The organism is Burkholderia sp. Bp8963 (assembly GCF_003854275.1).
Lineage (GTDB): Bacteria > Pseudomonadota > Gammaproteobacteria > Burkholderiales > Burkholderiaceae > Burkholderia.
In genome coordinates, this window is the sequence record NZ_QTQP01000032.1 from 62,723 (window position 1) to 89,139 (window position 26,417).

25 protein-coding genes and 1 pseudogene are annotated in these 26,417 nt (G+C 67.3%); 10 read left to right on the top strand and 16 right to left on the bottom strand.

Translation table 11 applies throughout. From position 1 onward, the window contains the following. Window positions 1–20: 20 nt before the first annotated feature. Both lolB and DID96_RS24575 read right to left on the bottom strand, forming a co-directional pair. Entirely contained in the window at window positions 21–641 is a 621-nt protein-coding gene (gene lolB, locus DID96_RS24570; RefSeq protein WP_124601855.1) for a lipoprotein insertase outer membrane protein LolB, read from the bottom strand. Further along, window positions 641–2,467 carry a tetratricopeptide repeat protein gene (locus DID96_RS24575; protein WP_124601856.1) on the bottom strand — a complete coding sequence of 609 codons (1,827 nt, stop codon included), beginning with the start codon at window positions 2,465–2,467 and terminating at the stop codon, window positions 641–643. The genes lolB and DID96_RS24575 overlap by 1 nt, the downstream gene beginning before the upstream one ends. A gap of 88 nt (window positions 2,468–2,555) precedes the next feature. Between DID96_RS24575 and mutM the strand changes: the two genes are divergently transcribed. Beyond that, entirely contained in the window at window positions 2,556–3,386 is an 831-nt protein-coding gene (mutM, locus tag DID96_RS24580; RefSeq protein ID WP_124601857.1) for a bifunctional DNA-formamidopyrimidine glycosylase/DNA-(apurinic or apyrimidinic site) lyase, read from the top strand. A 25-nt stretch (window positions 3,387–3,411) separates the two neighbouring features. Continuing rightward, window positions 3,412–4,512, top strand: a complete 1,101-nt coding sequence (gene mutY / locus DID96_RS24585) for an A/G-specific adenine glycosylase (protein WP_124601858.1) — start codon at window positions 3,412–3,414, stop codon at window positions 4,510–4,512. A 66-nt stretch (window positions 4,513–4,578) separates the two neighbouring features. Here the strand turns inward: mutY and DID96_RS24590 are convergent, their stop codons facing one another. The 11 genes from DID96_RS24590 to kdsD all read right to left on the bottom strand — a co-directional run bounded on the left by DID96_RS24590 (window position 4,579) and on the right by kdsD (window position 13,871). Continuing rightward, window positions 4,579–5,223, bottom strand: a complete 645-nt coding sequence (locus DID96_RS24590) for an LON peptidase substrate-binding domain-containing protein (RefSeq protein ID WP_124601859.1) — start codon at window positions 5,221–5,223, stop codon at window positions 4,579–4,581. A gap of 24 nt (window positions 5,224–5,247) precedes the next feature. Next, on the bottom strand, window positions 5,248–6,156 hold the full coding sequence (gene rapZ, locus DID96_RS24595) for an RNase adapter RapZ (RefSeq protein ID WP_124601860.1): 909 nt from the start codon (window positions 6,154–6,156) through the stop codon (window positions 5,248–5,250). A 98-nt stretch (window positions 6,157–6,254) separates the two neighbouring features. Beyond that, window positions 6,255–7,223 carry an HPr(Ser) kinase/phosphatase gene (gene hprK, locus DID96_RS24600; RefSeq protein ID WP_010090664.1) on the bottom strand — a complete coding sequence of 323 codons (969 nt, stop codon included), beginning with the start codon at window positions 7,221–7,223 and terminating at the stop codon, window positions 6,255–6,257. Between the two features lie 128 nt (window positions 7,224–7,351). Then, on the bottom strand, window positions 7,352–7,864 hold the full coding sequence (locus DID96_RS24605; protein WP_124601880.1) for a PTS sugar transporter subunit IIA: 513 nt from the start codon (window positions 7,862–7,864) through the stop codon (window positions 7,352–7,354). Between the two features lie 229 nt (window positions 7,865–8,093). Beyond that, entirely contained in the window at window positions 8,094–8,453 is a 360-nt protein-coding gene (gene hpf, locus DID96_RS24610) for a ribosome hibernation-promoting factor, HPF/YfiA family (protein WP_124601861.1), read from the bottom strand. 161 nt (window positions 8,454–8,614) lie between these two features. Next, complete coding sequence (locus DID96_RS24615) at window positions 8,615–10,123, bottom strand: RNA polymerase factor sigma-54 (protein ID WP_124601862.1); 1,509 nt, start codon at window positions 10,121–10,123, stop codon at window positions 8,615–8,617. 151 nt (window positions 10,124–10,274) lie between these two features. Beyond that, the gene (gene lptB, locus DID96_RS24620) at window positions 10,275–11,051 is read right to left on the bottom strand and encodes an LPS export ABC transporter ATP-binding protein (protein WP_124601863.1); all 777 of its coding nucleotides are present in this window, start codon (window positions 11,049–11,051) and stop codon (window positions 10,275–10,277) included. After that, window positions 11,051–11,713 (bottom strand): lipopolysaccharide transport periplasmic protein LptA, encoded by a 663-nt coding sequence (lptA, locus tag DID96_RS24625; RefSeq protein WP_124601864.1) that lies wholly within the window; start codon window positions 11,711–11,713, stop codon window positions 11,051–11,053. Before lptA ends, lptB begins: the two co-directional genes overlap by 1 nt. Before the next feature lie 20 nt (window positions 11,714–11,733). After that, window positions 11,734–12,348: an LPS export ABC transporter periplasmic protein LptC gene (gene lptC / locus DID96_RS24630; RefSeq protein ID WP_124601865.1), complete on the bottom strand. Its 615-nt coding sequence runs from the start codon at window positions 12,346–12,348 to the stop codon at window positions 11,734–11,736. Window positions 12,349–12,351: 3 nt separating this feature from the next. Next, on the bottom strand, window positions 12,352–12,888 hold the full coding sequence (locus tag DID96_RS24635) for an HAD family hydrolase (protein WP_124601866.1): 537 nt from the start codon (window positions 12,886–12,888) through the stop codon (window positions 12,352–12,354). Next, the gene (kdsD, locus tag DID96_RS24640) at window positions 12,888–13,871 is read right to left on the bottom strand and encodes an arabinose 5-phosphate isomerase KdsD (RefSeq protein WP_124601867.1); all 984 of its coding nucleotides are present in this window, start codon (window positions 13,869–13,871) and stop codon (window positions 12,888–12,890) included. The genes DID96_RS24635 and kdsD overlap by 1 nt, the downstream gene beginning before the upstream one ends. A gap of 125 nt (window positions 13,872–13,996) precedes the next feature. Between kdsD and DID96_RS24645 the strand changes: the two genes are divergently transcribed. The 5 genes from DID96_RS24645 to purU all read left to right on the top strand — a co-directional run bounded on the left by DID96_RS24645 (window position 13,997) and on the right by purU (window position 19,181). After that, window positions 13,997–16,003: a monovalent cation:proton antiporter family protein gene (locus tag DID96_RS24645; RefSeq protein WP_124601881.1), complete on the top strand. Its 2,007-nt coding sequence runs from the start codon at window positions 13,997–13,999 to the stop codon at window positions 16,001–16,003. Between the two features lie 87 nt (window positions 16,004–16,090). Then, window positions 16,091–16,657, top strand: coding sequence for an adenine phosphoribosyltransferase (locus tag DID96_RS24650; protein WP_124601868.1), 567 nt, complete (start codon window positions 16,091–16,093; stop codon window positions 16,655–16,657). 26 nt (window positions 16,658–16,683) lie between these two features. Then, window positions 16,684–17,298: a LysE family translocator gene (locus tag DID96_RS24655; RefSeq protein ID WP_124601869.1), complete on the top strand. Its 615-nt coding sequence runs from the start codon at window positions 16,684–16,686 to the stop codon at window positions 17,296–17,298. An 11-nt stretch (window positions 17,299–17,309) separates the two neighbouring features. Next, window positions 17,310–18,197, top strand: a complete 888-nt coding sequence (locus tag DID96_RS24660; protein WP_124601870.1) for an NUDIX hydrolase family protein — start codon at window positions 17,310–17,312, stop codon at window positions 18,195–18,197. Between the two features lie 99 nt (window positions 18,198–18,296). Next, window positions 18,297–19,181 carry a formyltetrahydrofolate deformylase gene (gene purU, locus DID96_RS24665; RefSeq protein WP_124601871.1) on the top strand — a complete coding sequence of 295 codons (885 nt, stop codon included), beginning with the start codon at window positions 18,297–18,299 and terminating at the stop codon, window positions 19,179–19,181. Between the two features lie 103 nt (window positions 19,182–19,284). Here purU and DID96_RS24670 read toward each other — a convergent pair whose 3' ends face one another. Next, window positions 19,285–20,370 (bottom strand): AI-2E family transporter, encoded by a 1,086-nt coding sequence (locus DID96_RS24670; RefSeq protein ID WP_185732347.1) that lies wholly within the window; start codon window positions 20,368–20,370, stop codon window positions 19,285–19,287. Window positions 20,371–20,680: 310 nt separating this feature from the next. Further along, window positions 20,681–23,566, bottom strand: a complete 2,886-nt coding sequence (uvrA, locus tag DID96_RS24675; RefSeq protein ID WP_124601872.1) for an excinuclease ABC subunit UvrA — start codon at window positions 23,564–23,566, stop codon at window positions 20,681–20,683. 289 nt (window positions 23,567–23,855) lie between these two features. On the opposite strand from uvrA, the gene DID96_RS24680 reads away from it, so the two are divergent. Both DID96_RS24680 and DID96_RS24685 read left to right on the top strand, forming a co-directional pair. Then, window positions 23,856–25,043 carry an MFS transporter gene (locus tag DID96_RS24680; protein ID WP_124601873.1) on the top strand — a complete coding sequence of 396 codons (1,188 nt, stop codon included), beginning with the start codon at window positions 23,856–23,858 and terminating at the stop codon, window positions 25,041–25,043. A gap of 102 nt (window positions 25,044–25,145) precedes the next feature. Continuing rightward, window positions 25,146–25,691 (top strand): single-stranded DNA-binding protein, encoded by a 546-nt coding sequence (locus tag DID96_RS24685; RefSeq protein ID WP_124601874.1) that lies wholly within the window; start codon window positions 25,146–25,148, stop codon window positions 25,689–25,691. A gap of 94 nt (window positions 25,692–25,785) precedes the next feature. Here the strand turns inward: DID96_RS24685 and bamE are convergent, their stop codons facing one another. After that, entirely contained in the window at window positions 25,786–26,085 is a 300-nt protein-coding gene (gene bamE, locus DID96_RS39585) for an outer membrane protein assembly factor BamE (RefSeq protein WP_124601883.1), read from the bottom strand. Between bamE and DID96_RS24695 the strand changes: the two are divergent. Then, window positions 26,038–26,253 (top strand): annotated as a pseudogene (locus DID96_RS24695) (hypothetical protein); the annotation flags it as partial. The gene bamE and the pseudogene DID96_RS24695 overlap by 48 nt on opposite strands. Between the last annotated feature and the right edge of the window lie 164 nt (window positions 26,254–26,417).

Sequence of the window (26,417 nt, forward strand, 5' to 3'; positions counted from 1 at the left end):
GTCGGGCAGGGTGCGCGTGCTCACTGGTCGAGCACGAGCTTGATGTCGAGCGGCGGCGTGGCGCGCACGAGATTCACGCGTTTGACGCCGGTGGCCGGCGCATCCGCATAGGCGATGTAGTCGATCGTCCAGCCATCCTGGCGGATCTGCTTGATGCGCGTGCCGTCGTCGGGATCACGTACCGTCTGCGCGGGCGTCGCGGGCGCGGGCGTCGGCAGCAGCCAGTAGCGCAGGCCCGCGAGCGGCAGCGCGAAGCCGAGCGTGTTCTGCATCAGCTCGCCGACGTCCGTCGCGAATTTCGGCTGACGGTTCGGCAGCTCGAGCGACGCCTCGCGCGGCGACGACTTGACGACTGCGAGCGTCTGGCCGAGCGGGCTGCGCAGCTCGAGCAACACGTCGTCGCCGTGCTCCTGCCAGTCGAAGTTGCCGTACACGTTCTGCGGCTTGCCGAGGCGGTCGCTGTACTGCACCGCGAAGCGGCCGTGATAGGCGTGCGTCGCGGCGGTCTGCAGCGCGTCGGCGGACGGCGCGCTCGCCGACGGCGGCGTGCTTGCGCAGCCGGCAAGCGCGAACGCCGCCGCGGCCGCTGCGGCGGCACGCGCCGCACCGGAGGACAGGGAAAACATCCGGAATACCTGCATCAGAGACCGTTGATCTGGAGGCGCTTGAGCGTCTGCACGAGCGTGTCGTTGTCCGGCTCGAGCTTCTGCGCCGCACGCCACGCGGAACGCGCCTCGTCCTGCGCGCCGGTCCGCCACAGCACCTCGCCGAGATGCGCGCCGATTTCGGCGTTCGGCTGCAGGTCGTAGGCGCGCCGCAGGATCGTCGTCGCACCGGCCGTGTCGCCCATCCGGTACTTCACCCAGCCGAGGCTGTCCATGATGTACGCGTCGTTCGGCGCGAGCGCGATTGCCTTCTCGATCAGCTTGCTGGCCTCCGACAGGCGCTGGTTGCGGTCGGCAAGCGAATAGCCGAGCGCGTTGTACGCCTGCGGGTTGTCGGGCTGCGTGCGGATCAGTTCGCGCAGCTGCTTTTCCATCGTCGTGTAGTGGCCGGTCTTCTCGGCCGCCATCGCATAGTCGTAGCGCAGGTCCGGATCTTCCGGGAAATCGTCGACTGCGCGCGACAGGCGCGCTTCCGCTTCGTTGTAGCGCTTCGCGGTGAACAGGATCGACGCGTCAGTGCGCGCGATCACGGCAGCATCGCGCGGATCGGTGACCGACAGGTTGTCGAGCACCTTGCGCGCTTCGTCGGTCTTGCCCTGCTTCTGCAGCAGCTGCGCGCGCGTGATCTGCGCGGGCAGGTAGTGCTGGCTCGTCTGGTCGACCTTGTCGAGCCATTGCGACGCCTGCGCGTCGTTGCCCTGGTCGATCGCGATCTGAGCGAGGTAGATGTAGCCCTGGCCGACGTCGAGATCGGGCTGCTTGTCGCCGAGCTGCACGTATTGCTTCAGGAAGGCCGTCGCGTCGTCGAGTTTCTTCTGCTGAATCTTGATCAGCGCCAGCGCCATCAGCGGCGTCGGATCCTTCGCATCGAGCTTGCGCATCGTCTCGAACTGCTTCTGCGCATCGTCGAGGCGTTCGTCGGCGAGATACAGCTGCGACAGTGCGAGCCGCGCATCGCGCGACTTCGGATTCTGCTGAACATATTTCTCGAACGACGCGATGCCTGCCGCGCGCTCCGCCGGACCCATCTGCGACAGCATCAGCGCCGCCGGCAGGTAGTCCGGCCGGATCTTCAGCGCCTGCTTCAGCGACTGCGCGGCGCCCTCCTTGTCGTCGACCGCGAGCTGCTGCCGCGCGATCGCGAGCTGCGCCTCAGGGCGGTTCATGTCGTTCTTCAGCATGTCCTTCAGCACCGCGAGGCCGCCGACGCGGTCCGCGCCGCGTGCGAGCAGCGCCTGCAGCGCGAGGATCGCGGGGCCGCGCGAGTCGCCGCTCGCGCGCGCGAGTTCGCGCGCGAGCATCGGCTGCGCGTCGGCCGGCTTGCCGGACAGCACGAGCAGCGCGGCGTCGACCTGCGACGCGCGATTCGAATTGGGCGCGTACTGCCGCCACAGCTCTGCGGCGGACAGCGCGTCGGCCGGGCTCTGCGCGCCGAGCGCGATTTCGGTCGCGCGCTGCGCCATGCGCGGGTCGTGCGTGTCGCGTGCGAGCGCGAGATAGGTCTGGAACGCAGGCGCAGGCTGGTTGCGCTGCAGCGCAACCTCGGCGGCGAGCACCTGGTAGACGATCTGGCTCGTCAGCTGGACGTTCGGGAGATCCTTTTTCTCGTCCGGCAACACGTGATCGAACGAGTTCTGGGATTCGGCATCGTCCGGTGCCGGATCCTGCGCGTGAGCCGGGAAGGCGGCAAGCGTCCATGCGGCGATCAGCGCGGCACCAAGCGCGCGGCGGATCGGGAAGGCGCGCGAGGCACGTGCGTCGGCGGCGGGGCGCTTCTGAAGCAGCTTCGAGGGCAGGGTCATGGAAATCCGTTCGATGTTTCAGCCGATTGTATCGCGCTCGCTACAATACACGCACGATCGTCATCATCCAGTCTAAGACCCCCAGAACATGCCAGAGTTGCCGGAAGTCGAAGTGACGCGCCGCGGTATCGAACCCTTTGTCGCGGGCCGTCGCGTCGAGCGCGTCGACGTGCGCACCGCGATGCTGCGCTGGCCCGTGCCCGCCGGGCTCGCGGAACAGCTGCGCGCGCGCGAGGTGCTCGGCGTCGAGCGTCGCGGCAAATACCTGCTGTTCGAAGTCGACGCCGGCTGGTTCATCGTGCACCTCGGCATGACGGGCACGCTGCGCGTGCTGCCGACGGCCGGCGCGCCGCCCGCGGCCGCGAAACACGACCATATCGACTGGATTTTCGACGAGTTCGTGCTGCGTTTCCGCGATCCGCGCCGGTTCGGCGCGGTGCTGTGGCATCCGCGCGAAGACGGCGACGTGCACGCGCATCCGCTCCTGGCCGGGCTCGGCGTCGAACCGTTCTCGCCGGCGTTCACCGGCGCGCTGCTCCACGCGCGCACGCGCGGGCGCTCGGTGTCGGTCAAGCAGGCGCTGCTCGCGGGCGACATCGTCGTCGGCGTCGGCAACATCTATGCGTCGGAGAGCCTGTTCCGCGCGCGCATCCGGCCGACCACCGCGGCCGGCAAGGTGTCGCTGCCGCGCTACGAGCGGCTTGCCGACGCCGTGCGCGCGACGCTCGCCGACGCCATCGAGCGCGGCGGCAGCACGCTGCGCGATTTCGTCGGCAGCAACGGCGAGAGCGGCTACTTCCAGCTCGACTGCTTCGTCTATGATCGCGCCGGGCAGCCTTGCCGCGTGTGCGGCACGCCGATCAGGCAGATCGTGCAGGGCCAGCGGTCGACCTACTACTGTCCGTCCTGCCAGCGTTGAAACCACTTGCCACCTACTTGCGACCTTGAAGCCACCCCGTATCGCCCCCGCTCCGTTTCCCGTCACGCCGCTGCACCGCAAGTTCGCCACGCGCCTGATCGCGTGGCAGCGCGAGCACGGACGCCACGACCTGCCGTGGCAGAACACCCGTGACCCGTATCGCATCTGGCTGTCCGAAATCATGCTGCAGCAGACGCAGGTATCGACCGTCGTGCCGTACTACCTGCGCTTTCTCGACCGCTACCCGGACGTCGCGGCGCTCGCGGCCGCGCCGCTCGACGACGTAATGGCGTTGTGGGCCGGCCTCGGCTACTACTCGCGCGCGCGCAACCTGCATCGCTGCGCGCAGGTCGTGGTCGCCGGGCACGGCGGCGCGTTTCCGTCGACGCCGGAGGCGCTCGCCGAACTGCCGGGCATCGGCCGCTCGACCGCCGCGGCGATCGCGTCGTTCGCGTTCGGCGCGCACGCGACGATTCTCGACGGCAATGTGAAGCGCGTGCTCGCGCGTGTATTCGGCGTCGAGGGTTTCCCGGGGGAAAAGCGTGTCGAGAACGACATGTGGGCGCTTGCCGAATCGTTGTTGCCCGACGCTGCGCATGCGGACGACGTCAGCGCCTACACGCAGGGGCTGATGGATCTCGGTGCGACGCTGTGCGTGCGCGGCAAGCCGGATTGCGCGCGCTGCCCGTTCGCGGGGGATTGCGTCGCCCAGTCGACGGGCCGGCAGCGCGAATTGCCGGCCGCGCGTCCGAAGAAGAAGGTGCCGACGAAGAAGACGTGGATGCTCGTGCTGCGCGATGGCGACGCGGTGCTGCTCGAGCGGCGTCCGCCGGCCGGCATCTGGGGCGGGCTCTGGAGCCTGCCGGAGGCCGACGGCGATGCCGCGCTCGCCGAGCGCGCGCGCGGATTCGGCGGCGGTGGTCCGGTGCCGCTCGCACCGCTCACGCACACGTTCACGCATTTCAAGCTCGAGATCGAGCCGCGGCTGAGCGAGATGGGTGACGGCGGCGCGCTCGTCGCGCAGGACGCACAGACTGCGTGGGTGCCGCTCGCCGGGCTCGACGCATACGGCGTGCCTGCGCCGGTGCGCAAGCTGCTCGACGGATTGAGCGGTTCGCTGCTGTAACGCGACGCGCGGGCGCGCGCTAAGTGCGCCCGCGAGCGCACCTGCAAAGCGCACCCGTCTTCGCGCTCAGAGCCAGCCGTGCCGGTTCAGCACGTGATGCACGGCGTCGATGCGCGCGCCGACATCGGGAAACTCCATCAGCTTCTGTCGCGCGCGCAGGTCGAGCGGCAGCAGTTCCGCGAGACGGTTCGACACCCAGCTCGGATCGTCGAGCCGGAACGGTTCGCAGAACGGCAGCTTTTCCTTTTCCTTGTCGATCTTCTGCTTTAGCGCTTCGATGATGCGTTCGAGCACCTCCGCGCACGCGCCGAACTGCGCGAGCGCCTGCTCGCCCTCGAGCGGAATGTCGTCGGGCAGCGGCTCCGCGATGCCGACCAGCAGCCCGTTCGCCTCGACGCGATGCGACAGCAACTCGAAGCGCTGCGTGCCGATCGCCTGCAGGAACAGCATTCCGAACTCGCCGGTGTCGCATTCGACGATGCGCGCCATGCAGCCGATCGTTTCGGGTACCGACACCGCGCCTTCCTGTGCGACTTCCGGCCCGCTCTTCAGTAGGCAGACGCCAAACGGCGCGTTGTCGCGCAGGCACGCGCGCGCCATGTCGAGGTAGCGCGCCTCGAAGACCTTCAGCGGCAGCAGGCCGCCCGGAAACAGCACCGTATGGAGGGGGAACAGCGGCAGGTCGAGCAGGGTGGTCGAGAGAGAGGACATGGCGCTTACGGAGAAGCGGCGTTGCTAAGGTCTGGCGACCTCGGCCACGAGCCGCGACGACGCGTCGACATCCACGGGCGCGTCACGATGCCGCACGATCACGTTCGCCTGGTGCGCGAGGCGCGCGGCGAGCGTTTCCGCGATGAAGACCGAGCGATGCTGGCCGCCCGTACAGCCGATGGCGACGGTCAGGTAGCTACGGTTGTCTTCGCGGAAGTGCGGCAGCCATTTGATCAGGAACGCATGGATGTCGTCGATCATCTGGTGGACGATCGGCAGTGCGTCGAGAAACGCGATGACCGGCTGGTCGAGCCCGGTGAGCGGGCGCAACTCATGGTCGTAGTACGGGTTCGGCAGCGCGCGCACGTCGAACATCAGGTCGGCGTCGAGCGGCACGCCGCGCTTGAAGCCGAACGATTCGAACATCAGCATCAGGTCGTCGTTCTTCTGTTCGATGAAGCGCTTGACCCAGGTGCGCAGCACGTTCGCGCGCAGGTTGCTCGTGTCGATCTGGTGGCCGAACTCGGCGAGCGGCGCGACGAGGTCGCGCTCGCGCTCGATCGCCTCCTCGAGCGACGACAGCAGGCCGATGTCCGCGTCGTGCGACGGCGAGCCCGACAGAGGATGGCGGCGGCGCGTCTCGGAGAAGCGCTGGATCAGCGCGGGGGTGCTCGCATTGAGGAACAGCACGCGCAGATCGTGATCGCGCGACAGCGTACGGATCAGGCCGGGCATTTCGTCGAGCGACGCGCTCGAGCGCGCGTCGATCGCAACCGCGAGCCGCTGCTGGCCTTCTTCGGCGAGGTAGCGGGTTAGCTCGGGCAGCACGTGCGGCGGCAGATTGTCGACGCAGTAGTAGCCTGCGTCTTCGAGCGCGTTCAGCGCGACGGATTTGCCGGAACCGGAAATGCCGGTGATGAGAACTATGCGCATGGGAAGCAGAAAATCCTGACGGTTCATCATAGCACCGGCACGACGCGCCCGCGCTGCGCGACGGGCCGCAGCGGGCCCGTTGTTGGCGTGAGCAGGCCCTATACGAGCTTGCCGGGAAACTGACTATCGGGATCTTGCATCGCGAGTCGTTGCCGATCCATGAAATCACGCAACGTGTCGATTCCGCGCAACTGCAGGATCGTGTTGCGCACCGCTGCCTCGACGAGCACCGCGAGGTTGCGGCCGGCCGCAACCTGGATCGTGACCTTGCTGATCGGCAGGCCGAGCACGTCGACGGTCTGGCTTTCGAGCGGCAGGCGCTGGAACTCGCCGTCCGGGCGCCGCACGAGCTGCACGATCAGCTTCAGCTTCATCTTCCGCCGCACGGCGGTCTCGCCGAAGATCGTCTTGATGTCGAGCAGGCCGAGGCCGCGCACTTCGAGCAGGTTCTGCAGCAGCGGCGGGCAGCGCCCTTCGACGAAATCGGGGCCAAGACGGACGAAGTCGACCGCGTCGTCGGCGACGAGGCCGTGGCCGCGGCTGATCAGCTCGAGGCCGAGTTCGCTCTTGCCGAGGCCCGAGTCGCCCGTCAGCAGCACGCCCATCCCGAGGATGTCGAGAAACACGCCATGCAGCGTCGCGCGCGGCGCGAGGATCCGCGACATGTAGAGGCGCAGGCTGTCGATCACCGCGGCGGCCGACATCGGCGTCGTGAACAGCGGGGTCGACGAGCGCGTACAGCGCAGCACGAGCTCGGGCGGCGCCGCGGCGCCGCCGGCGACGACGAGGAACGGCGGCTCGAGGGCGATCAGTTCGGCCATGTGGCGCGAACGGTCCTCGTCGGTCTGCCGCTGGTAGTAGTCGATCTCGGCTTCGCCGAGCACCTGGATCCGGTTCGGGTGGATCAGGTTCAGGTGGCCGACGAGGTCGGCGCTCGAGGTCGCGTTGGCGACGGTGTCGGCCGAAAAGCCGCGCTCCCAGCCTTCATGCCCCGTCAGCCAGCTGAGCTTCAGCGTGGCCGCGTTGTCGTCGAAGATGCTCTGGGCGTTGATGCTGGACGTATCCATGAGTCCGTCACTCCAATGAGCCGGTGCGCGCGCGCGGCGACGGGCGTCGCCTTGCCGGGCCGGCGCCGGGCGGCCCGGGACGGCGGCTTGCGCCGCCTCGTTCGGGAAAATGTACCGCCCGGATCAACTCAAGGTTGCCACTGAGTGAGCAGGCTATGCAACTCGGCGGGGTCCGTTTCGTTGTGCAGACGCTCGCGCGCGTCGCGGTCGGACAGCAGTTGCGCGATTTCCGACAGGATCTCGAGATGCTGCTGGGTGGCTTGCTCGGGGACGAGCAGGAAAATCAGGAGGGAAACCGGCTGGCCGTCGGGCGCCTCGAACGGAATCGGATCGGCGAGCCGCACGAACGCGGCGAGCGGATGCTTGAGGCCCTTGATGCGCCCGTGCGGAATCGCGACGCCTTCGCCGAGCCCGGTCGAGCCGAGGCGCTCGCGCGCGAACAGGTTGTCCGTGACGGTGCTGCGGGCAATGCCGTTCTGATTCTCGAACATCAGCCCGGCTTGTTCGAACACGCGTTTCTTGCTGGTGACGGAGAGGTCGATGACGACGTTCTCTAGGGGCAGGATTTTGGCTAGGCGATTCATGTTGGCAGGCGATTGGGCGGCCTGGGGTCTCCTCGCGGCGGCAGACTGATTTTCCATGTTCGGCGATATCAAGGCGTTTGGCGATGGAGACCTGCGAGGCACGGCGACCGTACCCAACGCCCCCCGGCAATAACCGGAGCATTATAGAACACAGCCGGGCGCGTGGCGCGAAGCGGCCGGGCGGCATCCGCGAGCCGCGCGCGGTGCCGGCAGTGCTCGCGGCGTTGCGCCGGACCACAAAAAAAACCGCCCGGCGAACCGGGCGGCATGCTGATGCAGTGTGCAGTTATTGCGGCGGCACTTCGATCTGTTCGATCGCCGGTTGAAGCTTGATCGGATCATGCGCATGCGTTTGCAGGCGTTCCATGTGCTTGACGACCTGGCGGTCCAGCTTGTCGATCAGCAGATCGATCGCCGCGTACAGGTTGCCGTTTGCGCTTTCGACGAAGATGTCCTTGCCCTTCAGGTGCAGATTGATTTCCGCGCGTTGCTGCTTGTCCTTTTCCTTGTGGTTGTCGACCGAGAGGATCACAGTGCCATCGATCACCTGATCGCTATGCCGTAGCACCCGGTCCAGCTTGGTGATCACGTATTCGCGAATTGCAGGCGTGACTTCGAGATGATGTCCACTGATCTTCAGGTTCATAGTGCTTCTCCAAGCGAGTGGCCACCAGTCCGCGTTGTTGCGGTCGTCCGGTCGACTTGCCCGTGCCGCATCCGCGATGCGGCAGATGACGGACAGGTCGCCCGGCCTTACCCCGTATGCGCGGTGGCCGGAACACGCCTGCCGCCGGGCAGGCAGCAGGCCTAAAGAGACTTGCGCAGATTGACTGCCGGGATCTTGAGGGCTTCGCGATATTTTGCAACCGTGCGGCGCGCGACCACGAAGCCTTGTTCTGCCAGCAGTTCGGCAATTCGGCTGTCCGAAAGAGGCGATTTTGTGTCTTCGGCTCCTATCAGTTGCTTGATGAGGGCACGGATGGCGGTCGACGATGCGGCGCCACCGGTGTCGGTCGAAACGTGAGATCCGAAGAAGTACTTAAATTCAAGCGTCCCGAACGGGGTCAGCATGTACTTCCCGGTTGTCACACGGCTGACAGTCGACTCGTGTAGGCCCAGCGTATCAGCAATTTCCCGCAAAACCAAGGGGCGCATCGCGATTTCGCCGTGCGCAAAGAAATTCTTCTGACGTTCGACAATAGCCTGCGCAACACGCAGGATCGTGTCGAAGCGCTGCTGGATGTTCTTGATCAGCCAGCGTGCTTCCTGCAGCTGCTGCTTCAGCGAACCGGTGGACGGATCGCCGCGGCTGTTGCGCAGGATGTTCGCGTAGAGGTTGTTGATCCGCAGGCGCGGCACGACTTCCGGATTGAGTTCCGCCTGCCAGCCCTGGCCGACCTTCTTCACGATGATGTCGGGCACGACGTAGTCGGCCTCGGCCTTGCCGTACGCGGCGCCGGGGAACGGCTCGAGCGAGCGGATCAGCGCGTGCGCGTCGCGCAGCGCGTCGTCGGTCGCCTTCAGGTGCTTGCGCAACCGTGTGAAGTCGCGCGCGGCCAGCAGTTCGAGGTGTTGCGACACGATCTCGAGCGCGAGCGTGCGCGTCGGGGACGGATCGAGCCGCAGCAACTGCAGCTTCAGGCATTCGGACGCCGAACGGGCCCCGACACCGGCCGGATCGAAGCTGTGCAGCAGCGCGAGCGCGGCGTTCAGCTCGTCGCAGTCGACCTCGAGTTCGGGCGGCAGATCGGCGAGCACCTCGTCGAGCGTCGCGGTCAGGTAGCCGTCGTCGTCGAGCGATTCGATCAGGAACATCACGAGCGCGCGATCGCGCGTCCCGGCCTGCGTGACGCGCAGTTGCGCGGACAGGTGGTCGCGCAGCGACGTCGCGGCTTCCTGCACCTGCAGCGGCGGCAGGTCGTCGTCGTCGGACGCGCCGCTCGCGCGGCCGAACTCGTCGAGGTTCCATTGCGGCCCGTCGCCGCCGTCGCCGCTTGCGTAGCCGTCGTACTCGTCGGCGCCGGCAGGCTCGTCGCGTTCCGCGCGCTCACTGGTCTGGCCGGTGCCGTTGGGGGCTGCCATCGGCTCGGGGTTCGACGCGGGCGGCGTCTGCGCGATCAGCGAACCGTCCGCTGCGACGCGCAGCGGGCTCGCGATCCATTCGTCGTCGTTCTCGAGCAGCGGATTCTGGGCGACCGCCATCGCCACTTCCTGCTGGAGTTCGAGCGTCGACAGCTGCAGGAGCCGGATCGACTGCTGCAGTTGCGGCGTCAGCGCCAGATGTTGTGACAGGCGGAGTTGAAGGCTGGCTTTCATGGCAAGGAGGGAGTCATACCCGGAGTTTGCCACGTCCCAGCCGCGTTGGGCCATCCGCGATTACGCGCGCCGGCACGGCCGCGTGAAACGGGGCACGGCCCCGCGCGGCGGAGCCGGGCAGGGCCGTGCGAAGCGTTGCCGTGAACGCGCGTTACATGCGGAAGTGTTCGCCGAGATACACGCGGCGCACGCTCTCGTTCTCGATGATCTCGCTGGGGGCGCCGGCCGCGAGCACCGAGCCGTCGCTGATGATGTACGCGTGGTCGCAGATGCCGAGCGTTTCGCGCACGTTGTGGTCGGTGATCAGCACGCCGATGTTGCGCTGCTTCAGGAACTTGACGATCTTCTGGATCTCGAGCACCGCGATCGGGTCGACGCCCGCGAACGGCTCGTCGAGCAGGATGAAGCTCGGGTTGGTTGCGAGCGCGCGCGCGATCTCGACGCGGCGGCGTTCGCCACCCGACAGCGACAGCGCAGGGTTCTCGCGCAGGTGGCCGATCTGCAGCTCGTCGAGCAGCGCCTCGGTGCGCGACGCGATCGCGTCCTTCGACAGCCGCTTGCCGTCGTCGCCGAATTGCAGCTCGAGCACCGCGCGGATGTTCTCCTCGACGGTCAGCTTGCGGAACACCGATGCTTCCTGCGGCAGGTACGACAGCCCGAGCGACGCGCGCTTGTGGATCGGCAGCAGGCTGATCGAGCTGCCATTCAGCGAGATCTCGCCCGCGTCGAGCGGCACGAGGCCGACGATCATGTAGAACGACGTGGTCTTGCCGGCGCCGTTCGGGCCGAGCAGGCCGACGACTTCGCCGCTCTTCACGTCGAGCGACACGTCCTTGACGACGGTGCGCGAGCCGTAGCGCTTCTTCAGGTTGCGGACGACGAGCGAGCTCGACGTGCCGGCCGGCTGGCGGTTCGGTAACGCGTTCATCAGTCCGGCGCTCCCTGGATCGTCGGCGACGGCGCGAGCCTGGCCGGCGCGCCCGTCAGCGGCGCGGGGCCGCCGTTCTTCGGCGACAGCATCGCGCGCACGCGGCCGTTCGGGTTGCCCGGCGCGGCGACGTCCTTGCCGCCCCGCGCGGTGTAGAAGTCGCGCTGGCCGTCGTACGTGACCACGCTGCCGTGCACAGTGTCGGCGATCGTCGACGTGCCCTGCAGGCGGCGTACGGTCGCGGCGGTCGTGAGCGTCGTCAGGTCCTGCTTGCCGTCGTAGTCGATGCGTTCCGCGTCGCCGTCGATGTATTCGTCGAGGCCTTCGCGCTTCTGGCGGAACGACGCGTGTTTCTTGCCGCTGCCGTATGACGTTGCGTACTGGTAGCCTTCCGGATCCTGCCGCACTTCGACACGATCGCCCTTGATGACGATCGTGCCCTTCGTGATCACGACGTTGCCGGTCGCGACGGTCACCTGCTTCAGGTCGTCATAGGTCAGGTTGTCGGCCTCGACGTTGATCGGCTTGCTCTGGTCGGCCTTCTCGGCATGGGCGAGCGGCGCCAGCCCGACGAGCGGGAGCGCCACGAGCGTCGCGGCGAGCGCGGCGCGGACGGCGCGCGCAGCGCCGCCGGTATTCTGACGAGGGAACGATTCGTTCATGCAATCACGTGAGGGATGCGTCACTTGGGTTGGCGTTTCGAGCCGCCGGACGTGTCCGGCGCGGCGATCGTGCCGCGCACGTTGCCGTAGAGTTCGATGACCCGGGTGACGTTGTTGTACTTCATGCCGTCGGTCGCGTTGACGAGCGACAGGCCGCGCTGAAGTTTAACCGGCTTTTCAGTCTGGATCACATCGTCATTGACGAAGATCCGGAAATGCTGGGAATCGGCCTGCATCTGCGGATCGCCGCCGCCCGCCGCGCGCAGGATGCGCGCGTCGTCGTACAGGTCGACGACCGACACGTCGCCGTTGACGGTGCCGCGCTTCGCGGTGGTCGTCACGATCGGCCGGCCTGGCTGGAACGCGCGCATCGCAGGCGCGGTCAGGTCGCTCGATTCGGTGTCCTCGAAGTGGATCAGCTTCGTCGCCGTCAGACGGTACTGGGTCGCGCCGGACTGGTCGAGCTCGGTGACCGAGAAGTTGTCGGCGAAATAGTCGGGCGTGTGGCGCTTCTCCTGCGCGGGGCCTTCGCCGGGCGGCGGCAGTGTCGCCTGCAGCAGCCACCACGTGATGCCCGCGAGCGCCGCGACCGCGACGAGCGGCAGCAGCTGGGTCCAGCGGAATCGGCTATTCATCCGTCAGGCTCCGCAGGCGGCCGCGAGCAGCGCGTCGTAGCGGCGCTGCGCGCGCAGCACCGTGTCGCAGACTTCGCGCACCGCGCCGTGGCCGCCGCGGGCCTCGGCGACCCAGTGCGCGCGGGCGATCACCTCGGGATGCGCGTTGGCCGGCGCGGCCGCGAAGCCGCAGCGCAGCATCACGGGCAGGTCGGGCCAGTCGTCGCCCATGTAGCCGCACGCGTCGGGCGCGAGGCCGAGCGACGCGATCAGGTCGGCGAACACCGCGAGCTTGTTCTCGACGCCCTGGAACAGGTGCGTGACCTTCATTTCCTGCGCGCGTGCGGCGACGATCTCGGAGCGGCGGCCGGTGATGATCGCGGTCGCGATGCCGGCCTCGCCGAGCAGCTTCACGCCGTGGCCGTCGAGCGAATTGAACGACTTCATCGCGTCGCCGGCAGCCGTAAACAGCAGGCCGCCGTCGGTCAGCACGCCGTCGACGTCGAAAATCATCAGCTTCACGCGGCTCGCGCGTTCGGCCGCAGTGAGCGCAGCGGTCATCAGATCACCTTCTTCGAGAACAGGTCGTGCATGTTCAGCGCGCCGATCAGCGCGCCGTCGGCATCGACCACCAGCATCTGGTTGATCCGGTGGCGCTCCATCAGTTCCACGGCCTCGACCGCCAGGTGATCCGGCGCGATCGTGCGCGGGTTGCGCGTCATCACGTCGGCGATCGGCAGCGTGCGGAAGTCGCCGTCGCGCGCAAGCACGCGGCGCAGGTCGCCGTCCGTGAAGATGCCCGCGACCTTGCCGCCCGCGTCGACCACGGCCGTCATGCCGAGGCGCTTCGCGGTGATCTGGAACAGCGCGTCCGACAGCGTCGCGTCGAGCCCGACGAACGGAATCTCGTCGCCGGTGCGCATCACGTCGCGCACGTAGGTGAGCAGGCGCCGGCCGAGCGCGCCGCCGGGGTGCGAGCGCGCGAAATCCTCGGAGCCGAAGCCGCGCGCATCGAGCACCGCGACGGCGAGCGCGTCGCCGAGCGCGAGCGCGGCGGTCGTGCTCGCGGTGGGCGCGAGGTTCAGCGGGCACGCTTCCTTCGACACCGCGGCGTTCAGGTTCACGTCGGCGAGCTGGCCGAGGCTGGATTCGGAGCGGCCCGTGATCGAGATCAGCTTCGCGCCGATCCGCTTCACGAGCGGCAGGATCGCGACGAGTTCTTCCGACTCGCCGGAGTAGGAGATGCCGATGAACACGTCGTCGGCCGTGACCATCCCGAGGTCGCCGTGGCTGGCCTCGGCCGGATGGACGAAGAACGCGGGCGTGCCGGTGCTGGCCAGCGTGGCCGCGATCTTGCGGGCGATATGCCCCGATTTGCCGATTCCGGAAACGACCACGCGCCCGCTGCAGCCGAGCAGCAGCGCGACGGCCCTGACGAAGTCGCCGTCGAGCTGGTCGCGCAATGCGCGCACGGCGTCCGCCTCGATGTCGAGCACGTCGCGGGCGAGCGCGAGCGCCCGATCATCATTGATTTTCGCTATCATGCGCGGAGTATAGCAAAGGCGTTTGTTCGCCGCGCCGGCCCTTCGGACTCGTCCGATGTCGCCTGTCCACCGCCACCACCCGCGCCCGCATTGCCGTGGCCCCGACGAACGAGGACGCTTTGCCTGTGATTTCCCCGCTCGAAATGACGCTCCTGCTGCTGCTGGCTTCGGTGGTGGGCGTCGTCGTGTTCCGTTCGCTGAACCTGCCGCCGATGCTCGGCTACCTGACCGTCGGCATCCTGGTCGGCCCGCACGCGCTCGGCATCGCCGCGGATCTCGAGCGGGCCGAGCATCTCGCGGAATTCGGCGTGGTGTTCCTGATGTTCTCGATCGGCCTCGAGTTCTCGCTCGCGAAGCTGCGCGCGATGCAGCGGCTCGTGTTCGGCCTCGGCCTGTTGCAGGTGGTCGCGACGCTCGTGCTCGCGCTCGTGCTCGGCATGCTGTTCGAACGCTGGGTGCATGTCACGTGGCAGGGCAGCGTCGCGCTCGGCGGCGCGCTCGCGATGTCGTCGACCGCGATCGTGTCGAAGATGCTCGCCGAGCGGCTCGAGATCGAGACCGAGCACGGCCGCAACATCTTCGGCGTGCTGCTGTTCCAGGATCTCGCCGTCGTGCCGCTGCTGATCGTGATCGCCGCGTTCGGCGCGGAATCGTCGAAGGACCTGGCGATCACGCTCGGCTTCGCGGCCGTCAAGATCGTGATCGCGCTCGCGCTGCTGCTGATCGTCGGACAGCGCTTCATGACCCGTTGGCTCAATGTCGTCGCGCGGCGCCGCTCGCAGGAGCTGTTCGTGCTGAACCTGCTGCTCGTCACGCTCGGCGCCGCGTTCATCACCGACAAGTTCGGCCTGTCGCTCGCGCTCGGCGCGTTCATCGCGGGGATGCTGATCTCGGAGACGCCGTTCCGCCATCAGGTCGAGGAAGACATCAAGCCGTTCCGCGACGTGCTGCTCGGCCTGTTCTTCGTGACGACCGGGATGCTGCTCGATCCGCGCGTGATCTGGGAGCACCCGTTGCTCGTGCTCGGCTTCTTCGTCGGGCAGATCCTGTTCAAGGGCACGATGATCGCGGGGCTCGCGCGGCTCTTCGGCGCGAGCCCGGGCGTCGCGATGCGCACGGGCCTCGGCCTCGCGCAGGCCGGCGAATTCGGCTTCGTGCTGCTGAACCTGATTCTCGACCGGCATCTCGTCGATTCGACGCTGCTGCAGGCGATCCTCGCGTCGATGCTGCTGTCGATGCTCGCGGCGCCGTTCCTGATTCAGAACGCGGACCGGATCGTGATGCGGCTGTCGTCGACGGAGTGGATGATGCAGTCGCTGCAGATGACCCGGATCGCGACGCAAAGCCTGAAGCAGCGCGGCCACGTGATCATCTGCGGCTATGGCCGCGCGGGTCAGAACCTTGCGCGGATGCTCGAGCAGGAAGGGATTTCGTACGTCGCGCTCGACCTCGACCCCGACCGCGTGAGCTCGGCCGCGGCGGCCGGCGAGTCGGTCGTGTTCGGCGACGCCGCACGCCGCGAGTCGCTGCTCGCAGCCGGTATCCACCGCGCGGCGGCCGTGGCGATCACCTATGCGAACACGCCGTCCGCGCTGCGCGTGCTGCATCACGTGCACGAGCTCGAACCGACGCTGCCGGCGATCGTGCGCACCGTCGACGACGCCGACCTCGAGAAGCTGCTCGCGGCCGGCGCGACCGAGGTGATCCCGGAGATCGTCGAAGGCAGCCTGATGCTCGCGTCGCATACGCTGGTGCTGGTCGGCGTGCCGATGCGCAAGGTCGTGCGGCGCGTCGAGGAGATGCGCGACGAGCGCTACAGCCTGCTGCGCGGCTATTTCCGCGGCGCCGACGACACGGACGACGACGACCACGAGCAGGTGCGGCTACAATCGGTGCCGGTCGACGCACGCGCGGATGCGGTCGGGCGCTCGCTGGACGAGCTCGGGCTGTTTGCGCTCGGGCTCGAGGTGACGGCAATCCGCCGGCACGGCATCCGCGGCGTCGAGCCGGATCCGCAGACCAAGCTGCGCGCGAGCGACATCGTCGTGCTGCGCGGGCTGCCCGAGGCGCTCGCGCTCGCGGAGGAGCGCCTGTCGCGCCACCGGCGGGAGCCGCCGGCCCCGGCGGTCTGAGCGTCGGTCAATGATTATCTGACCCGCATTACTGGAATGACTGAACGGTGCCCGGAACGTCGCGCACCGTTTTTTTCGGAGAGTTTCATGCCGCATTCGTCATCGGGCGCGCCGCTCGATCCCGCCGCCTTCATCCACAGCCAGATCCGCACCGTGCCCGACTGGCCGCAGCCGGGCGTGATGTTTCGCGACATCACGACGCTGCTGCAGAGCCCGAAGGCGCTGCGCGTGCTCGTCGACCTGTTCGTCGAGCGCTATGTCGACGCGAAGCTCGACTATGTCGCGGGCCTCGATGCGCGCGGCTTCATCATCGCGCCGATCGTCGCGTACGAGCTGAGCGTCGGCTTCGTGCCGATTCGCAAGGTCGGCAAGCTGCCGTACAAGACCCGCTCGGAATCGTACGAGCTCGAATACGGCAGCGCGACCGTCGAGATCCACGAGGACGCGTGCCGGCCCGGCGACCGCGTGGTCATCATGGACGACCTGATCGCGACGGGCGGCACGATGATGGCGGGGCGCAACCTGCTGCAGCGGCTTGGCGCGGTCGTCGTCGAGGGCGCTGCGATCATCGACCTGCCGGATCTCGGCGGCTCGGCGCTGCTGCGTGGCGCAGGGCTGCCCGTCTACACCGTCACCGAGTTCTCCGGCCACTGAGCGCCGGCTCACGAAGCGAGGCCACGATGCCGAATTTCATGCTGTTTCTCGCCACGTCGATCGCGATCACGTTCGCGCCCGGCCCCGACAACCTGCAGGTGCTCGCGCGCGGGATCTCGCAGGGCCGCGCGGCCGGCCTCGTCGCCGCGCTCGGTTTCGCCGCCGGCGTGACGTTCCACACGACGCTCGCGGCGCTCGGCGTCGCGGCTGTGCTGCGTTCGTCGCCGGTCGCGTTCCAGATCCTGAAGCTCGCGGGCGCCGCGTACCTCGTCTGGATCGGCATCAAGGCGTTGCGCAGCCAGGGCCTCGCGACCGCGCACACGCGCCCCCCGCAGCCGCTCGCGTCGATCTTCCGGCAGAGCGTGCTCGGCAACCTGATGAACCCGAAGGTCACGCTGTTCTTCGTCGTGTTCCTGCCGCAGTTCGTCGATGCCCACGGCGCGCAGAGCGTGACGCTGCAGATGTTCGAACTCGGCGCGTTGTTCATGCTGCAGACGGCCGTGATCTTTTCGCTGTTCGGCGTGTGCGCGGGGGCGATCGGCGTGTGGCTGAAGCGCCGGCCGGCGGTCGGCGTATGGCTCGACCGGCTCGCCGGCGCGACGTTCATCGCGATCGGCATCCGTGTCGCGCTGAAGGACTGACGGAGCGGCCGATGACGTTTCCCTGCATTGCCGCCGCGCGCCGCTTCGACCCGGCCGCGCACCTGCGCTTCGAGATCGCCGGCGTGCCGGTCGGCTGGGTGCGGCGTTCCGACGCAGCGCGGCTCGCCCGCTGGCCCGACGTGTTCGAGCTGACGGACGACTGCGTCGTGCTGTCCGACCGCTACGACTCGGTCGACGCGCGCAGCATGGCGCTCGCGAGCGCGATCGGCGCGCTCGCGGCCGAGGGCGCGATTCCCGGCTGGCGCGACGAGATCTACGCGATCCGCAACCGCTTCGACGATCCGCCGCTTGCGTACATCGAGCGGGCCGCGTCGCGGTTCTTCGGCACGCAGACTTATGCGGTGCACCTGAACGGCATCGTAGAATATGCGGTTCTACCGGGGGCGCCTCAGCCGGGTGCGCCCCGGCCGGAAGGCGCTGCGGCGCCGCAGATGTGGCTCGGCCGCCGCAGCGCGACCAAGGCAACCGACCCGGGCATGCTCGACAACGTCGTCGCGGGCGGCATCGGCTGGGGGCTCGGCGTTCACGAGACGCTGACGAAGGAATGCTGGGAGGAAGCCGGCATTCCGGCCGAACTCGCGGCACGCGCGATCGCGGGCCGTGCGGTGCAGGTGCTGTGCTCGCTGCCGGAAGGGACGCAGTCCGAACTGATCTTCGTCTACGACCTGCCGCTGCCGCGCGACTTCGCGCCGCACAACCAGGACGGCGAAGTCGCCGAGCACCGGCTGGCCAGCGTGCCGGAGGTGGTCGGCTGGCTGCGGGACGGCAAAGCGACGATGGACGCGAGCCTCGCGATGCTCGACACGCTGCTGCGGCATCGGTGGATCGCGGCGGACGACGCGGCGGGAATCGACGCGCTGTTCGCGCACGCAGCCTGACGCCGCGCATCGGACGGGCTCGGGTGGCGCCTGCCGGGCTGCCGCGGACGGCCCCGCGCGGGCCATTTCACGAATACGGAAACGAAGGGAGTAGCGGTCATGTCGGCCGATCACAGCTTTATCTTGAAACTGTCGTGCCCCGACCGGCACGGCATCGTCCACGCGGTCTCGGGCTTCCTGTTCGAGCGCGGCAACAACATCCTCGACTCGGCGCAGTTCGGCGACAGCCGCACCGGCGAGTTCTTCATGCGCGTGCATTTCGAGCATGACGGCAACGGCATGGATGCGACGACGGCGCTCGACACGCTGCGCACGCAGTTCGCGCCGCTCGCCGAGCAGTTCGCGATGCGCTGGGAGTTGCACGACGCGGCGGTGAAGCCGCGCGTCGTGATCATGGTGTCGAAGATCGGCCATTGCCTGAACGACCTGCTGTTCCGCTATCGCACGGGCCAGCTGCCGATCGAGATCCCGGCGATCGTGTCGAACCACAAGGATTTCTACCAGCTCGCCGCGAGCTACGACATCCCGTTCCATCACTTCCCGCTCGTCGGCGGCTCGTCCGACGCTGCGAAGGCCGCGCAGGAAGCGCGCGTGCTGGAAGTGATCGACGAGCACCAGGCGGATCTCGTCGTGCTCGCGCGCTACATGCAGATCCTGTCGCCGAACATGTGCGAGCAGCTTGCCGGCCGCGCGATCAACATCCACCATTCGTTCCTGCCGAGCTTCAAGGGCGCGAAGCCGTACTACCAGGCGTTCGACCGCGGCGTGAAGCTGATCGGCGCGACCGCGCACTACGTGACGACCGATCTGGACGAAGGCCCGATCATCGAGCAGGAAGTGGAGCGCGTCGACCACAGCATGACGCCGGACCAGCTGACCGCGATCGGCCGCGACGTCGAGTGTGTGACGCTCGCACGCGCGGTGAAGTGGCATGTCGAGCATCGCATCGTGCTGAACGGGACGAAGACGGTCGTGTTTCGCTAAGGTTCCGCTAAGCCACCGTTCTGCCGCACGACAAGCAAAACGCCGCACCCGGCAACGGGCGCGGCGTTTTTCGTTGGGGCGGGTGTTGCGTCCGCGCCGCGCGTCAGATCAGCCGCAGCATGTACAGCTCGCGCTTAAGGTACGCGTAGAAGATCGGCGCGGCGATCACGCCCGGCAGCCCGAACGCGGCTTCCATGATGAGCATCGCGAGCAGCAGCTCCCACGCGCGCGATTCGATCTGGCCGCCGATGATCTTCGCATTCAGGAAGTACTCGAGCTTGTGGATGATCACGAGGAACGCGAGCGACGCGATCGCGGTGCCCATGCTCACCGACAGCGATACGGCGACGATCAGCGTGTTCGAGATCAGGTTGCCGATCACCGGCAGCAGGCCGACGATGAACGTGACGAGCACGAGCGTCTTCGACAGCGGCAGCTGCTCGTGGAAGATCGGCAGCGCGACCAGCAGGTAGAGGCCCGTGAAGAACGAGTTGATCGCCGAGATCTTGATCTGTGCGAACACGATCCGGCGGAACGCGTCGGCGAAGCGCGACACGCGCGTGACGAGTGCGGTCGAGAGCGGCCGGCGCACCTTGCCGTGCTCGACGCCGATCGCGATCATCGCGCCGATGATCATCCCGAACAGCACGTGGCCGAAGCCGCGCGCGACGTTCTTGCCGCTCTGCTGCAGCTGGTCCATGTGCGTGTGCATCAGCACGGCCGCCTTCGCCTTCATCTGCTCGACGTCGACCGGCAGCAGGTTCGCGATCCACGCGGGCGTGCGTGCGCGGGTCTGCTCGACGATCTGCATCAGCTGGCCGAGCAGGCTCTGCAGGTTCGGCACCGTGTGCTCGAAGTGTTCGATGATGCCGATCGTGATGCCCGTGAGCCCGCCGACGATCGCGGCGGACAACAGCACGACGGCGACCCAGCGCGCGCGCATGCTCGTCGTGTGGCGCTCGATCACCGGCGCGATCGTGTGGATCAGCTGGTAGACGAGCAGGCCGGCGAGCAGCCCGCCGAGCAGCTTGAGGTCGAGGATGAGCCACATCGCGACGAGCGCCAGCAGGTAGCTGCCGATCTCGATCGCCGACAGTTTCGGCAGGCTGAAGTCGCTCGTCAGCCGCACGCTGCGCAGGTGCGGCTCCTTGTTCTGCGCTTCGCGCGGCGACTCTTGTTGCTTCTCCATCGTGTTTTCCCGTGTGGGCCGGAGTGAGCGCTTCAGCGCTGACTCCGGCCCCATGCAATAGCTGTCGTTCGTGCGCCGGCCGGTGCGAGTCTGGCCGGGTGGCGTCCGCGTGTCTGCGCACCGGATTGGTGCGAATGGCGAACCTTACGACCGTAAAGTATAGCCGCCATTATGGTCCGCAACCGGGCGTTTGGCGCGTGGTGTAAACGAAGAAGGGAAAACGAGGACACGCACGGCGTGCGGCCGCCCGGGCGGGGAGGGGATCGGATCGGGCGCGCGCGGCCGGGCGGCCGCGCGCGGGGCGGCGGGATCAGCCCGCCGCGACTTTGCGGTTGTTGCGCTTGAGGAGCGGCGCGAGGTACTTGCCGGTGAAGCTCGCCTTTGTCTTCGCGACCTGCTCGGGCGTGCCCTGCGCGATGATCTGGCCGCCGCCCGCACCGCCTTCCGGGCCGAGGTCGATCACCCAGTCGGCCGTCTTGATCACGTCGAGGTTGTGCTCGATGATCACGACCGTGTTGCCCTGGTCGCGCAGCCGGTGGATCACTTCGAGCAGCAGCGCGATGTCGTGGAAGTGCAGGCCGGTCGTCGGCTCGTCGAGGATGTACAGCGTGCGGCCCGTGTCGCGCTTCGACAGCTCGAGCGACAGCTTCACGCGCTGCGCCTCGCCGCCCGACAAGGTCGTCGCCGACTGGCCGAGGCGGATGTAGCCGAGGCCGACGTCGAGCAGCGTCTTCAGCTTGCGCGCAATGACCGGCACCGCGCTGAAGAACTCGTACGCGTGCTCGACCGTCATGTCGAGCACTTCGCTGATGTTCTTGCCCTTGTACTGGACTTCGAGCGTCTCGCGGTTGTAGCGCTTGCCGTGGCACACGTCGCACGGCACATAGACGTCCGGCAGGAAGTGCATCTCGACCTTCAGCACGCCGTCGCCCTGGCACGACTCGCAGCGGCCGCCCTTCACGTTGAACGAGAAGCGGCCCGGATCGTAGCCGCGCTCCTTCGAGGTCGGCACGCCAGAGAACAGCTCGCGGATCGGCGTGAACAGGCCCGTGTAGGTGGCCGGGTTCGAGCGCGGCGTGCGGCCGATCGGCGACTGGTCGACGTTGATCACCTTGTCGAAGTGTTCGAGGCCCTCGATCGCCTCGTGCGGCGCCGGCTCGGCGGACGAGCCGTACAGGTGGCGCGCGACCGCGTGATACAGCGTGTCGTTGATCAGCGTCGACTTGCCGGAGCCCGACACGCCGGTGATGCAGGTCAGCAGGCCGACCGGCAGCTCGAGATCGACGTGCTTCAGGTTGTTGCCGTGCGCGTCGACGATGCGCAGCATCCGCTCCGGATCGGGCCCGATCCGCTCGTCCGGATACTCGATCGTGCGCTTGCCGACGAGGTACTGGCCCGTCAGCGATTGCGGGTTCGCCTGCACCTGCTTCGGCGTGCCTTCCGCGACCACCACGCCGCCGTGTTCGCCGGCGCCGGGGCCCATGTCGACGACGTAGTCGGCGGTGCGGATCATGTCCTCGTCATGTTCGACGACGATCACCGAGTTGCCGAGGTCGCGCAGGTGCTTGAGCGTCGCGATCAGCCGGTCGTTGTCGCGCTGGTGCAGGCCGATCGACGGCTCGTCGAGCACGTACATCACGCCCGTGAGGCCCGAGCCGATCTGCGACGCGAGGCGGATACGCTGCGCCTCGCCGCCCGACAGCGTTTCGGCGCTGCGCTCGAGCGACAGGTAGTCGAGGCCGACGTTGTTCAGGAACGTCAGGCGCGCGACGATTTCCTTGATCACCTTGTCGGCGATCTCGGCTTTCGCACCTTCGAGCGTCAGGCCGTCGAAATAGCCGAGCGCGTCGCGCAGCGGCCAGCTGCTGACTTCATAGATGCCGCGCGCGTAGTCGCCCGTGCCGACCCGCACGTGGCGTGCCTCGCGGCGCAGGCGCGTGCCGTCGCACGACGGGCACGGCTGGTTGTTCTGGTATTTCGACAGCTCTTCGCGCACCGCGACCGAATCGGTCTCGCGGTAGCGGCGCTCGAGGTTCGGAATGATCCCCTCGAACACGTGCTCGCGGATCGTCGTGCGGCCGCGCTCGTTCATGTACGAGAACGGGATCGTCTGCTTGCCGGAGCCGTACAGCAGCACTTTCCTGATCTTCTCGGGCAGATCCTCGAACGCGGCGTCGATGTCGAATTCGTAGAACGCCGCGAGGCTCTGCAGCATCTGGAAATAGAACTGGTTGCGCCGGTCCCAGCCCTTCACCGCACCCGCGGCGAGCGACAGCGACGGGTGCGCGACGACCCGCTTCGGGTCGAAGAACGTGATCTGGCCGAGGCCGTCGCAATCCGGGCATGCGCCCATCGGGTTGTTGAACGAGAACAGGCGCGGCTCGAGTTCCTGCAGCGAGTACGAGCACACGGGGCACGCGAACTTCGAGCTGAACAGGTGCTCGTGGTCGGTGTCCATCTCGAGCGCGATCGCGCGGCCGTCGGCGAGGCGCAGCGCGGTCTCGAACGACTCGGCGAGCCGCTGCTTCATGTCCGCGCGCACCTTCAGGCGGTCGACGACGACGTCGATCGTGTGCTTGTCGTTCTTCTTGAGCTTCGGCAGCGAATCGACCTCGTAGATCTTCGCGACGCCTTCGTTCGCGGTGCCGCCGCCCGAGCGCACGCGAAAGCGCACGAAGCCCTGCGCCTGCATGTCCTCGAACAGCTCCGCGTGCTCGCCCTTGCGGTCCGCGACGACGGGCGCGAGGATCATCAGCTTGGTTTCCTCGGGCAGCGCGAGTGCGGCGTCGACCATCTGCGACACGCTCTGCGCTTCCAGCGGGATGTCGTGGTCCGGGCAGTACGGCGTGCCGACCCGTGCATACAAAAGTCGCAGGTAGTCGTGGATTTCCGTGACCGTGCCGACGGTCGAACGCGGGTTATGCGACGTCGCCTTCTGCTCGATCGAGATCGCGGGCGACAGGCCCTCGATCAGGTCGACGTCCGGTTTCTCCATCAGCTGCAGGAACTGGCGGGCATACGCGGACAGGCTTTCCACGTAGCGGCGCTGGCCTTCGGCATAAAGGGTATCGAACGCAAGCGACGATTTGCCCGATCCGGACAGCCCGGTAATCACGATCAGCTTGTGGCGCGGCAGGTCGAGATTGACGTTCTTCAGGTTGTGGGTACGCGCCCCACGGATACGGATTTGTTCCATGAACCTGGCGAAAAAGGAGGGAACCAAACCTGCTACTATAACGGCTTTTCGAGGCCGTCGTTCGGGGCCCCAAAGGGGCGCCAGGCGTTTGCAGCAGCTGTCAGCAAGGCGGCGCCTGCGCCGGGAATGCCGCCGTGCCGCACGGCATGTTGCGTCTCGAGCGGCCTGTCGGCGGCCCGCGTCACGTCCGCCTGCCCGGACCGCCCGATCGGCGATCACCGATCAACGGCCCTGATCTTCCGCCGCCCGGTGCCGGGCGGACCATCCGATCATTCGAAATTCGTTCCCGATGTCCAATCCGTCCGCCACGTCTTCCCGCATGAGCGCGCCCGAACTGCGTGCGACCACGTCGCTCGCGGCGATCTTCGCGCTGCGCATGCTCGGCCTGTTCATGATCATGCCGGTGTTCTCGGTCTACGCGAAAACCATCCCGGGCGGCGACAACGTGCTGCTCGTCGGGATCGCGCTCGGGGCCTACGGCGTCACGCAGTCGCTGCTCTATATCTTCTACGGCTGGGCGTCCGACCGGTTCGGCCGCAAGCCGGTGATCGCGATCGGTCTGCTGATCTTCGCGCTCGGCAGCTTCGTCGCCGCGTCCGCGCACGACATCACGTGGATCATCGTCGGCCGCGTGATCCAGGGGATGGGCGCCGTGTCGTCCGCGGTGCTCGCGTTCATCGCCGACCTGACTTCCGAGCAGAACCGCACCAAGGCAATGGCGATGGTCGGCGGCTCGATCGGCGTGTCGTTCGCGGTCGCGATCGTCGGCGCGCCGATCGTGTTCCACTGGGTCGGGATGAACGGCTTGTTCGCGCTGGTCGGCGTGCTGTCGCTGCTCGCGATCGGCGTCGTGCTGTGGGTCGTGCCGAACGCGGCGAAGCCCGTGCACGTGCCCGCGCCGTTCGCGGAAGTGCTGCACAACGGCGAGCTGCTGCGCCTCAATTTCGGCGTGCTCGTGCTGCACGCGACGCAGACCGCGCTGTTCCTCGTCGTGCCGCGCCTGCTCGTCGACGGCGGGCTGCCGGTCGCGTCGCACTGGAAGGTCTACCTGCCCGTGATGGGGCTCGCGTTCGTGATGATGGTGCCCGCGATCATCGTCGCGGAAAAACGGGGCAAGATGAAGCCGGTGCTGCTCGGCGGCATCTTCGCTATCCTGATCGGCCAATTGCTGCTGGGCAGCGCGCCGCATACCATCCTCATTGTGGCAGCGATCCTCTTCGTCTATTTCCTCGGGTTCAACATCCTGGAAGCGTCGCAGCCGTCGCTGGTCTCGAAGCTCGCGCCGGGCTCGCGCAAGGGCGCGGCCACGGGTGTTTACAACACGACGCAATCGATCGGGCTCGCGCTCGGCGGCGTTGCGGGCGGCTGGCTGCTGAAGCACGGCGGCGCGAACACGGTGTTCTACGCGTGCTCGGGCCTCGTTGCCGCGTGGCTTATAATCGCGGCCAGCATGAAAGCGCCGCCGCGCAAGGCCTGACCCTTTATCCGGGCACGCATCGGTGGCGCTTGCCGGGCCGCCCGGCGGGCCGGCTCGACGTGACCCGCGAGCGGCCCGGCATCGAATTTACTGGAGAAACACATGGCATCCGTCAACAAGGTCATCCTCGTCGGCAATCTCGGCGCCGATCCTGAAGTCCGTTACCTGCCGAGCGGCGACGCGGTTGCGAACATCCGTCTCGCGACGACCGACCGCTACAAGGACAAGGCGAGCGGCGAGTTCAAGGAAATGACCGAGTGGCATCGCGTCGCGTTCTTCGGCCGCCTCGCGGAAATCGTCAGCGAATACCTGAAGAAGGGTTCGTCGGTGTACATCGAAGGCCGTATCCGCACCCGCAAGTGGCAAGGCCAGGACGGCCAGGACCGCTACTCGACCGAAATCGTCGCTGATCAGATGCAGATGCTCGGCGGCCGTGGCGGCGCAGGCGGCGGTGGTGGTGGTGATGAAAGCGGTTACGGTGGCGGTTATGGCGGTGGTGGCGGCGGCCGTGGCGAGCAGATGGAGCGCGGCGGTGGCGGTGGTCGTGCCGGTGGCGCGGCCCGTGGCGGTGGTGGCGGCGCACAAAGCCGTCCGAGCGCGCCGGCCGGCGGCGGCTTCGACGAGATGGATGACGATATTCCGTTCTAAATCCGACCAAGCTGCTTTTCGCAAACAAAAAGCCTGTAACCCTCGCGGTTACGGGCTTTTTGTTTGGTCTTTACGATTCTCTATCGTGCCGGCATTAGAACCGGTGCTGCCCGCGACCCAAGGCTGTGACGACGCCCTTTTTATTGAAGCGAACGGTGAGGTTGTCTTCCTGCATCGACTTGCCGAGCAAATTCGCAACCGGGATGAACGCGAGGACACTGGGATTGACCGTCTGGTAAGTCCAGACTTGTGCGCCGCCTTCTTCAAGCTGGACATCGCCCGGCCTGCCGAGGGTTCTTTCGACGTCCTGTGTCGTCGATTTTCCTACTCGAATGGACGAGATTTTCTGTTGCGCGCGTCCGACTTCGGCGATGCGCTCGACGAAACCGCGCATCCGGAATGGAAGAGCGTGATGATCGACGACGCGACCGGCGAGTTCGTCGTGCCGGTCGGGTCGGTCGGGTTCCGCTGGGGGCAGCAAGCCGACGCGGACAAAGGCAAGTGGAACCTGCGCGCCGAGACGTCGAAGGGCACGGCGTCGTCATGCGGGGCCGTGCACGACAGCCGCACCGAGCTTGCAAAATGGGAAAGTCCTTAAAGGCATGTCGTTATACACATCGTGACCGGCGAATCGCGGCCGCGAAAGAACACGTTTACTTTCAATGACATAGAGCAGCGCTTGTAAACTGTCGGCGGATCGCGTCTACTCTCCGCTTTTGAGCGGAT